The sequence below is a fragment of the Sphingobium sp. IP1 genome, from assembly GCF_002708645.1.
In the GTDB taxonomy this organism is placed as follows: domain Bacteria; phylum Pseudomonadota; class Alphaproteobacteria; order Sphingomonadales; family Sphingomonadaceae; genus Sphingobium; species Sphingobium yanoikuyae.
The window spans coordinates 73,032-85,214 of record NZ_NOIW01000006.1; the positions used below are offsets into that span (position 1 = coordinate 73,032).

General features: G+C 63.7%; 8 protein-coding genes. 1 reads left to right on the top strand and 7 read right to left on the bottom strand.

The window, feature by feature from the left end; genetic code table 11:
• Position 1: 1 nt before the first annotated feature.
• From CG471_RS03320 to CG471_RS03340, 5 genes are all read right to left on the bottom strand, one after another.
• Positions 2–1,117, bottom strand: coding sequence for a glycoside hydrolase family 105 protein (locus CG471_RS03320; protein ID WP_097385011.1), 1,116 nt, complete (start codon positions 1,115–1,117; stop codon positions 2–4).
• Entirely contained in the window at positions 1,118–4,126 is a 3,009-nt protein-coding gene (locus CG471_RS03325; protein WP_099230618.1) for a beta-galactosidase, read from the bottom strand. It abuts the gene before it with no gap.
• A 22-nt stretch (positions 4,127–4,148) separates the two neighbouring features.
• Entirely contained in the window at positions 4,149–4,463 is a 315-nt protein-coding gene (locus tag CG471_RS03330; protein ID WP_037508075.1) for an L-rhamnose mutarotase, read from the bottom strand.
• A gap of 104 nt (positions 4,464–4,567) precedes the next feature.
• Positions 4,568–6,103, bottom strand: a complete 1,536-nt coding sequence (locus CG471_RS03335; protein WP_099230656.1) for a glycoside hydrolase family 28 protein — start codon at positions 6,101–6,103, stop codon at positions 4,568–4,570.
• 12 nt (positions 6,104–6,115) lie between these two features.
• Positions 6,116–7,327 carry a rhamnogalacturonan acetylesterase gene (locus tag CG471_RS03340; RefSeq protein WP_099230620.1) on the bottom strand — a complete coding sequence of 404 codons (1,212 nt, stop codon included), beginning with the start codon at positions 7,325–7,327 and terminating at the stop codon, positions 6,116–6,118.
• Between the two features lie 328 nt (positions 7,328–7,655).
• Between CG471_RS03340 and CG471_RS03345 the strand changes: the two genes are divergently transcribed.
• Positions 7,656–10,598 (top strand): TonB-dependent receptor, encoded by a 2,943-nt coding sequence (locus tag CG471_RS03345; protein WP_099230622.1) that lies wholly within the window; start codon positions 7,656–7,658, stop codon positions 10,596–10,598.
• Positions 10,599–10,679: 81 nt separating this feature from the next.
• On the opposite strand, the gene CG471_RS03350 is transcribed toward CG471_RS03345, so the two are convergent.
• Both CG471_RS03350 and pal read right to left on the bottom strand, forming a co-directional pair.
• Positions 10,680–11,456, bottom strand: a complete 777-nt coding sequence (locus CG471_RS03350) for an IclR family transcriptional regulator (protein ID WP_004209365.1) — start codon at positions 11,454–11,456, stop codon at positions 10,680–10,682.
• A 162-nt stretch (positions 11,457–11,618) separates the two neighbouring features.
• Positions 11,619–12,131 (bottom strand): peptidoglycan-associated lipoprotein Pal, encoded by a 513-nt coding sequence (pal, locus tag CG471_RS03355; RefSeq protein ID WP_099230624.1) that lies wholly within the window; start codon positions 12,129–12,131, stop codon positions 11,619–11,621.
• Positions 12,132–12,183: the final 52 nt, after the last annotated feature.

A 12,183-nucleotide genomic window follows, 5' to 3' on the forward strand; every position in this document is an offset into this window, starting at 1 on the left:
CTCAGATATAGGTGCGCAGGAACTCGCCGAGTGCGCACATGGCCAAGCTCTGGCCATAGGGCATGGAGGTGAGCGCGATGTCCTTGTAGAACTGCATCGTGTCACCCATCGCCGTGCCGAAGCTCACCTGCTGCAGCTCGCCGGTCTCGTCGATATTGGCGAGCACGCCGCGCACCGCCTTGATGCCGACCGCTTCATAATGGCGCGGCAGATAGCCCTTACGCACGGCCTTCAGGATGCCATAGGCAAAGCCGGCGGTGGCCGATGCTTCCAGATAGCTGGTCGGATCGACGATCAGCGTGTGCCACAGGCCGGTTTCGGCGTCCTGCGTCTCGGCCAGCGTCTTCACCTGGGCGGCCAGCGTGTCGATCAGGAAGGTGCGGAAGAAATCGCCTTCCTTCAGGTCGAGAATCTCGATGATCTCGGGGATGGCGATCGTCACCCAGCAATTGCCGCGCGCCCACAGCGCTTCGGCGAAATTGTGGCGACCGTTGAAGTCCCAGCCGTGGAACCACAGGCCGGTCTTCGTGTCATAGAGATATTTGATATGGACCAGGAACTGGCGCTTGGCTTCCTCGACATAGGCCGGGCGACCCAGCAGCAGGCCGATCTTGGCCAGCGGCAGCACCGACATCATCAGCGTGTCGTCCCACATCTCGCCGGGATTCACGTCATTATAGACGATGTGCTGGAACCCGCCTTCTTCGGTCTTGGGCAGGCCATCGGCCGCCATCAGCCATTCGGCCCAGACGTCCAGATAGGGGATGTAGCGCGGGTCGGGCTCATATTCATACAGATAGGCCAGCGTTATGAACGGGGCCATCGTGTTGATATTCTTGGTCGGCGTGCCTTCGGCAAAGCGATCCTCGAACCACTGCTTGATGATGCCAAGCGCCTTCTGGTCGCCGGTCTGCTCGAAATAGCGCCACATGCCGAACAGGCCGACGCCGTGGGTCCATTCCCATCCGGCCCAGCCCTTGGTGTCGATGATGCGGCCATCTTCCAGATGGAGCAGGAATTCGCCTGTCTCGTCCTTGATATTGACGAGATTGTCCATCAGCCGGTCGATGGATTCGACGACCTGCTGGCGCGGTACATCATGGGTGAGAGCGGCCACTTACTTGGTCTCCTTGAGGTCTGAAGGTGCGTTTGGCGCGGTCACCATCTGCACCGGCAGACCGCCTTTCACATTGCGTAGGGTGACGAGGCGCACGGCTTCGAGCGCATCGCCCGGCTGACCGTCGGACGTGACGGCCAGCGCGACATGGTTCTGGCCCCTGTGGTTCAGGATGCCTTCGGGAATGGGGAAGGTCCGCTGCGGCCCGACATGGGCGATGAACTGCCCCATGTTCCAGCCGTTGACGAAGACCAGCACACGGTAACGGACCGGCGAACGCGGCTTGCTGGCGTCGCCGAAGCTGAGGCCAATGGTCGCGTCCTGGCCCTTGGGCACGTTGAGGGCAAAGCTGGTGCGATACCAGCTCGTTCCGGCCGCCGCCTGGGTCGCGGGCACGCTGACCTTGGCCCAGCTAGCATCGTTGAAGCCGGGCAGGTGCCAGCCCATCCGCTCGCCATAGAGGCCGCCATTGTTCGCCGGACCACGGACGACATCGGGCAGATCCTCGCCGCCCTGCTTGCCCTGGATCTTCCAGTTGATCGGCACCGCGAAGCTGCGTCCGCTCGGGCCGCCCTCCAGCGATGCGGAGACCAGGCCGCGCGCTTCCTTGTGGAAATCGTCGCTGTCCAGATCCCAGTTATGGCCATTGTTGCGGACCATGACCGATATGACATGCTCGCCCGCCGCCTGCGCCTCCACCGGCAGGGCAAAGCGCGCGGTGCCGGTGGTGATCGGCCGCGGCAGGCCGCCGGACGTTTCGCCTTCGCCCAAAAACTTGCCGTCGATCCAGGCCTGCACCAGTCCCGAACCGCCCGCGCCATAATAAAGCGACAGCGCCCTGGCATCGGCTGACCCGGTGAAGCGGCCGCGATACCAGACATCGCCATCATGGAAGCCATAGGCGTCCATCAGCATATTGGGCTGGCCGTCGGGCTTGGCGGTGGTGCTGGCATAGGATCGGTTGTCGATCGCCTGCCAGCCGCTGTCGTCGAAACCGGGCTGCGCCTCGGGCGAACCCTGCGCCATGCGCCAGTCGTTGAGCGCCGGCAGCGCGACATCCGCCGGGCCGGCGAGCGGCTGGACCGCTGCGATGCTGCCGATGGCTGTCGCCTTCGTTGTCACCTTCGCGCCGTTCCAGCTGACCGAGCGGACCGCCTTTGGTGCCCAGATTTCGAGCGGGCTGGCGGCAGCCGTGTCACCGGTCAGCACCAACGAACCGCCCTTGGCAACGGCGCTGCGCACCAGCGCCGGCCCGCGCACCAGCATGTCCTTCTCGCGCCAGTAGCGCGCGCCCTCGGCCTCATCGGCCAGGATCAGGGTCAGTGGCGGACGCCCGCCACCCTCGATCCGCAGCACGGCGCGGCCCTGATGGCTGTAATCCAGCTTCAGGTCGCCCTTGGCGGCATCGAACGCGCTGTTCGCCTGCCCCTCAACTACCGTAACCTTGGGCGCGGTAGCGTAGCGCAGCACGGTCTCGCCCGGCTCGCCGGCGCGGCCATAGAGCAGGATCAGGTCGTTGCCGTCGATCTGTTGCGCCGACTGAAGTTCGGAACTGGAATAGACCAGCCGCTGCCCGCCCAGCGTCACGCCCGCGACCAGCCATTTGGCGTCAAAGCCATTGAGCTGCATCGGCACGGTGTAGCGGCCATCGGGCAGGTCGGCGGTGAAGCTGAAAGCATCGCTCGTCTGCCCGTTGGACGGCTTGTGCGTCACCATCAGGAAGCGCGCGTCCGTCTCCGGGCTCTTGTTGTGATAGACCTGGATATTGGGCGAGCTGATCTCCGGCGTCCCGGCCGGGATCATCCCGGCCATGTCGGGGACGGAGGCGATCAGGCCGCCCAGTTGCTTCATCTCCAGCGCCTTTTCGCGGATTTCGCGCGGCTCGGAAATGGCGGAGCCATAATCATAGCTGCTGAACACCACCGGTGCAGGCAGCCAGCCCCAGCTGGTGCCGCCATAGCCCATGTAGAAGCTCTGGATGCCGATGCCATTGGCGAGATTGGTGCCATAGAAGACGCGCTGGAACCGCTTGCCGCGCTGGATCGCGTTGCATTCATAGCCGCCGTTCGATCCCCAATAGTCGAACCAGCCGCCACCGAATTCGGCCAGAAAACCGGGCGTGTCCGGGGACGCGGATGCGCCGCCCTTGGCCCCGCCGGGACCATAATAGCCCCAGTCGGGCGCGGCCGACCCGCGCGTCGGCTTACCGTCCACGGTACAGGTGCCGCCGGGATAGCCGTCGAACGCATACATGTCGTTGGGGCCGTGAACGACCTTGTCCACCTTGCTGCTTTCCGGCGCCCAATAGCCGTTGCGGCCCTGGTCATTGTGGAACAGCGGCACGGTGATGCCGTCGGCCCGTGCCTTGGCATAGAGATGATCCATGTAGCGTCGCTGGGCCGGCGTGGTCATCGCCAGCTCATTCTCGATCTGGTGCAGGATCACGCCATATTTGCGGCTCGGATCATTGTTGATCTGGTGCTTGGCGATGATCGCGTTGACCTTGGTCAGCCATTCGTCGGCCGCCGCCATATAATCGGGGTCATCGGTGCGGGCGCGGGCGCGCTGGTTGACCAGCCAGCCGGGAAAGCCGCCGCGCGACAGTTCCGCATTCACATAGGGGCCGGCGCGGGTGATGACGTAGAGGCCTTCCTCCTCCGCCATCGTCAGCAGCCGGTCGATGTCGCGGATACCGCTGAAATCATACACGCCCTTTTTCGGGCTGTGGAAACCCCAGTCGAAATAGACGGCGACGCTGTTGAAGCCGCTCGCCTTCATCTTCTGGAGGATGTCGCGCCACAGATCGGGCGAGGGCAGGCGGAAATGATGGAATTCCGACGACCAGATCACCATCCGCTTGCCGTCGATCATCAGCGATCGCGCATCATAGGAGACGCGGCCGAACGTCTTGACCGGCGCGGAGAGATTGGCGGTCGGCTTGGCCTGCTGCGCAAGCGCAGGCGTGGCCAGCATGGTGCCAAGGGCGAGGGCGGCGATGAAGCTACGCATGGATGTCAGCCTATCCCTGCACTCAATCCATGTGGAACAGCAGCGACAGCGGCCATTCCTTGGGCTGGTTGCTCGGCTGCACCTCCATCAGCGGCGCCATATAATCCCACCAGCGCTTCATGATCGGATGGTCGGGCAGGCTGTCGCGGCTATTGTCCTCGCGCAGCTTCAGCACCGCGAACAGGCTCAGCGTCTCTTCGTCCAGGAAGATCGAATAATCATGGATGCCCGACTCGGTCAGCAGCGCCGACAATTCGGGCCAGATCTCGTCATGGCGCTTGCGATATTCCGCGACCACGCCGGGCTTGAGCTGCATCTTGAAGGCGTGGACGGACATCGGCTCTCCCCTGTGAACCATATTATGGAACTCGAAACCGATATTTGGGTAACATCGTCCCACATGTTCGTCAAATGCTAAGAATGGGTGGGACGATGTCCGTTTCAGCGCGCCAGGATCGGGCTGTTGCGGATCGTCAGCCCCGCGACATCGCCGAACAGCGCCGGTGGCCGCGCGTCAGGCGTCGCCGTCTCCGCCGTAAAACGCTCGATCGTCAGCCGCTCGGCATGGCGCGCCCATAGCGCCCAGCTGGGCAGCACGCCGAACATGCTGGGTTCGGGATAGGCATCGGCCAGTTCGGCCGGCCTGCGCGCCGCGTCCTGCGCGGTGCCGCTACCCTGATAGACCAGATGCACATCGCGCAGCGTCACGTCGCGCACCGGATGGCCCGGCAGGCCGGCAATGCTTGCGGCAAATCTGTGATCGATCCCGCGTGCATCGACCTCGCTGATCTCGACCCCGTTGATCGCGCCGATGCCGGTGCCATCCGGCCCGCGGCGCCGGTCGCCAATGCGCAGGAAGATCGGCGCGGTCGTCACCTCGCGCATGGTCAGCCGCCGCGCGACGACATTCTCCATCACCCCGCCATCGACTGTTTCCAGGGCCAGCCCGCGGCAGCGGGTGAAGCGGCAATCCTCGATCCGGATATTGCGATATCCGCCGTTGCTCTCGGTGCCAAGTTTGATCCGGCCGGTGACCCGGTCCTGGTCGGGCGCGATCTGCTGCGTGGTGCGCTTGGTGCCGTCCAGCATCGATCCCATGTCATAGCCGGACACGTCACAGTCGCGGATCAGGATATTTTCCGACGCGATCGCCCGGCCCAGCGCATAGCTGCTCTTGACGACGATGCCGTCGTCGTTGGGCGAATTGACCCGGCAGCGTTCCACCACCACGTCGCGCACGCAGTCCAGGTCGATGCCGTCGCGTTCGGTGTCGATCGCCAGATTGTCGATGCGCAATTGCTGCGTGCCGGTCGCGATGATCGCGAAATGCCCGCCCTTCAGGATCGAAAAGCCGCTCAAATGAATGCTGCGGCCGTTCTTCAGCGCGATCGCCTTGTTGCCAAGGCCATTCATCTTCGCGGCATCGGGCTCCAGCTCGGCAATCTGCGCGTCGCTCATCCCGCGCATCGACAGCGGCCGCTCGCCCGCCTGTTTCTTCCAGCGCGCACCCGGCCCATCGCGGGTCAGGCCCAGGCCATGGATCATGCCGGGGCCAAGAATCGCAACCTCGATCAGATCCTCGCCCCAGATCAGGCTGTTGTGCCAATGGCTATGACCGAAATCCTGGTAGAGCTGGTCGATCCCCGTCTCGGGCAAATCATAGCGGCCGCCATGGCGCGCCGGATCGGCCGCCTCGATCACCGCGCCTTCGCCGATGACCAGGGTGACATGGCTCTTCAGCCGGATCGAGAAGCAGAGGTAGCGGCCCCGCGGCAGCAGCACCGTGCCGCCCCCCGCCTGCGACGCGACCAGGATCGCGGCATTGATCGCATCGCTGTCGATCGCGATGCCGTCGCCGCGCGCACCATGATCGCGCACGTCGAAACGCCGCGCCGCATGACCGGCAAAGGGGAAGGCGGTGCCGGGCGCCAGCAGCGCGCCGGCGGCCAGGCCCAGGCTCATCTCGCGCCGGCTCATCTTCTGCATGCCTCAGTTACCCGCCGGACGCACATCGCTATGCGCCCGGCTCGGCACGATCGCCACCTGCGTCGCGCTCGGCGGTTGGGCCGGCACAAAGGGTGCGGCGACGATATGGGGCGCCAGTTCGGGAATCTGTGCCCTGATCCGCTCGGCCACCGCGCTCGCCATCAGCCAGGCGCCATAATTATCATGATGGGTCTTGTCCTTGCCGCCATCATTGAAGGCGGTCGGCGAAACCTGCGGCCCCAGCGCTTCATAAATGGCCCGGCTGTCGGCATTCAGGTCGATCAGCGGCACTCGCTCCTCCACCGCCAGCTTGCGCACCGCATCCGCATAGCTGCCCAGCGTATCCTTGATGTGACCGCTCTCGTCGAAATTGCGCCGTTCGGGCGATGTCACCAGTGCCGCATGGGCGCCGCGCCGCCGCGCCTCGGCGATATAGGCGCGCAGATAGGCAGGGTAGGTGGTGGCCGCATCGGCATAGGTCTGCGGCCATTCCTGCTTCTGGTCATTATGGCCGAACTGGATGAACAGCCAGTCGCCCGGCTTCACTGCCGACAGCAGCTTGTCGAAGCGCAGGTCGGTGAGGAAGGATTTCAGCGTCGCACCTGAACGCGCATGATTGGCCACGGCAACCGTGCCGTCCAGCATCGCCGGCAGCATCTGACCCCAGCTTGCCGCGGGTTCGGCTGCTTGATCGGTAACCGTCGAATCGCCGGCGAGGAAAAGGGTCGGCGCGCTCACCGGTTCGATCGTCACCGAAGCGACCTGCGGCTTGCCCAGAAATTCCAGCGTCAGCCGGTCGTCCCACGTATATTCGCGCGCATCGCCCGGAGTGATCCGCACCGCCGTTCCGCCCGGCGCATTGGCGGGCGGCGGCGGCAGGGCAGGGCTGCGGACATTGACCAGGAACTGCCGTTCGACCAACTGCCCCTTCTTGGTTGCGACATTGCGCAGCATCAGCCGCCGCGCTTCGGCCTTCACCGTGGTTTCGCCGGCTGCCTTGCGGTCGCCCAGCGTCAGCGTCACCCGATAGGTGCCGTCGGGCACCGCCACCGAAAACAGGAAGTCATCGTCCGTGCTGCCCGGCTCCATGCCATGGCCGCCAGCCTGATAGGGCGTCTGCCGTGTGGCGCTGCCCGACGACAGGTCGAAGGACTGCGGCGCGGCGATGGAGGATCCTGCCATCAGGATTAGGGCAAGGCTGGTGCTGAGCGGCATGACGCAAACATCCTGAGCGAGACAAATAGGGGAGCGCGCCAAGACGCGCTCCCCCAAGAAAACCGCCCGTGCAGAGGCGGAAGCAGGAATCCGGTCGCGATCACGATAGGATCGGTCTCATAAATTGATAGCATGATCCATATATAGGGAAAAAATTCCGGTCAATCCCTTCCCGTATCCAATGCGATCAGCGCCATGGCGATCCACATCGTGGAACTTGCGATCATATTATGATTTTTATGGAAATGTCGTGAAATATAATATAGTGTGACACGAAATTTCACATAGTGGGAATGCTGGCGAGGGCCGGCACATTGGGGAGGAAGTCATGATCGAGCATTACAGCCGTATTGCGTCCGCGCGCCGTTCGTCGGTGATCGCGCTGGCCGTCGCCATGATGGCGGGCGCGCCGGCCCTGGCGCAGGACCAGGCACCGCAGGCACAGCCTGACCAGGAAAATGCCGACATCGTCGTCACTGGCTTCCGCGCGTCGCTCAACAGCGCGCTCAGCATGAAGCGGCAGGAAGCCGCCGCGATCGACTCGATCGTCGCCGAAGATATCGGCAAGTTCCCCGACTCCAACCTCGCCGAATCGATGCAGCGCGTGCCGGGCATCGCGCTTCAGCGCGGCGACGGCGGCGAAGGCCGCAACATCTCGGTCCGCGGCCTTGGCCCGGCCTTCACCCGCACCCGCATCAACGGCATGGAAGGCACGTCGCAGACCGGTTCGTCGGACATTTACGGCGCCGGCAACAATGGTCGCAGCTTCGACTTCAACGTCTTCCCGACCGAAATCTTCTCGGCCCTGTCGGTGCGCAAGACCCCCTCGGCCGATGTCGAGGAAGGCTCGCTCGGTGCGACGGTCGATCTGAGCGCGCCCAAGCCGATGGAGCAGAAAGAGGATTTCGTCCTCTCGATGACTGCGCGCGGCGTCTATAACGAACTGTCGAAGGAGGTCGATCCGCGTGCCTCGCTGCTGGTGTCGAAGAAGTTCGGCGACAGCGGCTTCGGCATCCTCGGCTCGGTCGCCTATCAGAAGCGGCACATCCGCGAAGTCGGCTATTCGGCGGTGGACATCCTGTCGGCCAATACCAATGGCGGTTTCTGCTCGCCGGTCGGCTTCGCGCCGCAGAACCCGGCCGACAATGCCGCCAAGGGCGCCGATGCGCTCAATTGCTCGACCGGCAATCCGCGCACCAGCACCAGTGCCGCCTATCAAGCCATCTATGATCTGCGTCGCGACGACCTGCCCAATACGCCGGGCAGCGGCGCCTTCCTGCCGCGCATTCCGCGCTACCTCAATTCGGAACAGAATCAGGAACGGATCGGCGGGTCGCTGACTCTGCAGTTCAACCCCGACGACGATACCGACATCTCGCTCGACATGCTCTATTCGCGGTTCGAGGTGACCCGGCGCGACAATTATATCGCCGCCATCTCCTTCGCCCGCTCGGCCGCCAATAACGGCCAGCCGATGACGTCCGTGCGCGATATCGAGTTCGACGAGAATGGCTCGCTGGTCCAGGGCGTGTTCGACGGCGTCGATGTCCGTTCCGAAGGGCTGGTCGATCATTTCGTTTCGACCTTCAAGCAGGCCAACCTCAACTTCCGTCGTCGCCTCAACGACAGTCTGGAACTGAGCGGGATCGTCGGCTTCAACCGGTCCATCTGGGACGGCAAGAAGCGTCTGCAGACCTTCATGGATGCGATCGACACCGACGGCTTCTCGATCGACTATAGCAAGGGCGGCACCACGCCGACCTTGGGCTTCGGCATCGACGTCAATGATCCGGCCAGCTTCAACTACGCGCCGGGCCGTTCTGACGGCACCGTGCTGGGCGGCTTCAGCTATCAGGGCAAGCCGTCGAAGAATACCACCGACAACATGACCGCCGACATCAACCTCAAATGGACGGTCAGCGACGCCTTCTCGATCAAGGGCGGCGCGCAATATCGGCGCAGCAATTTCCTCTCGACCTTCCTGCGTCCCTATAATGCCGATACCGTGGTGCGGGCGCTGCCGGCCGGCACGACGCTGGCCGATATCACCACCAACATCACCGGCGTCGACAAGCTGTGGGGCCATGGCGCCCCGTCCAGCTGGGCGGCGATCGATCCCGAGAAATGGGCCGACACCTTCGGCTTTGACGATGTCCGCTATTGCGGCGTCGAATGTGGCGGCGGCCGCAGCCGCGTGCGCGAAGAGGTCATGAGCAGCTATCTCATGGCCAATTTCGACCTCAGCGATGCGATCGGCTTTGGCATTCGCGGTGACGTCGGCGTGCGCTACGTCAAGACCGACATGCTGTCGTCGGGTTACATCGCCGTGGCTCAGGCCAGCTCGCCGACGGGTCTGACCGGCCAGTTCGCCGCCGCCAGCAACAGCTATGACGATTGGCTGCCCTCGGCGAACATCGTCGTCGAACCGGTCGAGAATGTCCTGGTCCGCTTCTCTGGTGCCAAGGTCATGGCCCGTCCGGAACTCGGCCTGCTGACCCCGACCAGCGGCGTCAATCCGGTCACCCGCGTCGGCAATGTCAACAACCCGTTCCTCGACCCGATCCGGGCCAACACCTTCGACGTCGCGGTCGAATGGTATTTCCGCCCCGGATCGCTGCTCTCGGCCGCCTTCTTCTACAAGGACATCAAGAGCTTCATCCAGAATGTGAACAGCCAGATTCCGTTCAATCAGCTCGGCCTTCCCAACGCCCTGCTAGAAAACAGCAACACCTTGCCGGATGAGCTGTTCACCGTGTCGCAGCCGTTCAACACGCCGGGCGGCAAGCTCAAGGGCATCGAGCTTAATGCCCAGATCCCCTTCACCTTCCTCGACGGCTTCTTCAGCAATTTCGGCGTGCTGGCCAATTACACCCATGTCACGTCGAAGATCGACTATATCCTCGCCAGCGTGAACGGCGTGCCGACCGTGACGACCACGGCAGACCTGGTCGGCCTGTCGCCCAACACCGCGTCGGGCACGCTCTATTATGAGGATGACAAATTCTCGATCCGCACCACCGGCAACTTCCGCGACAAGTTCATCCGCGGCATTCCGGCCTCGCCCGGCAGCGATCTGCAGGGCAATGCCAAGACCTTCTACATGGATGCGTCGGCCAGCTATAATGTCACCGATCGCCTGAAGATCATCGTCGAGGCGCAGAACCTGACCGATGAGCAGAACCGCCTCTATATCGACAGCCAGCGTCAGGACACGCTGTTCGAAACCCGCATCGGTCGCACCTTCACCTTCGGCGTGACCTACCGGATGTAATTTCCCAATCCTCCCCAACCTCAAAGGGCGCGGTTACCATTGGTAACCGCGCCCATTTTCTTATCCGGTAGATCAGGAAATTCAGCGCTGGCCGCTGAAGCCCACCGCGGCGCTGATCTGTTCGGCCGACTTCATCACCTGCTCGGCCAAGGCCGGGCGGACATCGTCGGTCAGATAATGGGCCGCGCTCGCGATCGAGATGGCGACGCAGATCTGCCCCTTGGCATCGCGCACCGGCACCGCGATCGACCGCACGCCATCGCCCAGTTCGCTGTCGTGCAGCACTTCGCCGCGCGCCTTGTGGATGCGCATCTCGGCAATATAGGCGTCGATCTGCGCCCGGCTGGCCTCGCCGCCCTTGGCCTCGACATAGAGCCGTTCCCAGGTCGCCTCATCCTCGTCCAGCAGCAGCGCCTTGCCCAGGCCCGTTTCGGCGACCGGACGACGATCGCCCGGCGCGGTCGCGACGCGCAGCCGCTGGTTGCCGGTCACCCGATCCAGATGGCGCGACCAGTCGCCCTCGCGCTTGCCCACGAACACGCAGAAGCCGGTCTTTTCCGACAGCAATTCCATGAACGGGCGGGCGACGCGGACATAGTCGATCTGCTCGGTCGCCAGCACGCCCAGCTGCAACAGCTTGGGGCCGAGCGCGAAGCCGTTGCGCGTCACCGCCAGATAGTCGCGCGATTTGAGCGCCTGCACCAGCCGGTGTGCCGTGGTCTTGCTCATGCCCAGCTTGCGGGCCAGATCGGCGGCGCGGATCGGCCCGTCGATCACCTCATCCATGATATCGAGCGCGCGCATCAGCGTCTGCGTGCCCTTAACGCCCTGTTCCTGCTTCTCTTCGCCATCTTGCATATGTTTTTTCGCTTCCTGTTTTCGTCCCATATATAGGGTCGTCCCACATATCGGAAACGAATTTCGCAATGACGGAGCGAAGATCGCGATCAGCCCAAAAACATAAGGGCCCGCCGATCGAAATCGGCGGGCCCATAGCCGTCAGTCGCGACCCGACGGGGATCAATATTGGACGGTAACGGTCACTGCACGGCGGTTCTGCGCCCAGCTTGCCTCGTCCGAACCCAGAGCCGCCGGCCGTTCCTTGCCATAGCTCACGGTGTTGATGCGGCTGGGCGAAATGCCCAGCGATGCGAGATAATTTTTGGCCGCATTGGCGCGACGGTCGCCCAGCGCGATATTGTAATCGCGGGTGCCGCGTTCGTCGGCATGGCCTTCGATGGTGATGCGGACATTGGGGTTCTGCTGCAGCCAGGCAGCCTGGCTCTGCAGCGTCGCCTGATCCTCGGCATCGACATCATATTGGTCGAGGCCAAAGAAGATGCGGTCGGACGACACCGACGCGACGAAATCTTCCTGGCTGCCCTTGACCGGGCCGGTCTGGCCGGTGGTGCCACCCGTCTGGGTCGTGTCGCTGCCACCCGGTGCCGGCGGCAGTTCGGCCGGCGGCTTCTTCGAGCAGGCGGCGAGGGCCAGGACGGCGGTTGCCATGAGCAGGGGCCGGGTGATCTTCATCGGGGTCTCCTAAGGATATCGCCATTCTGCCACCCGGACGGGCAACAGCATG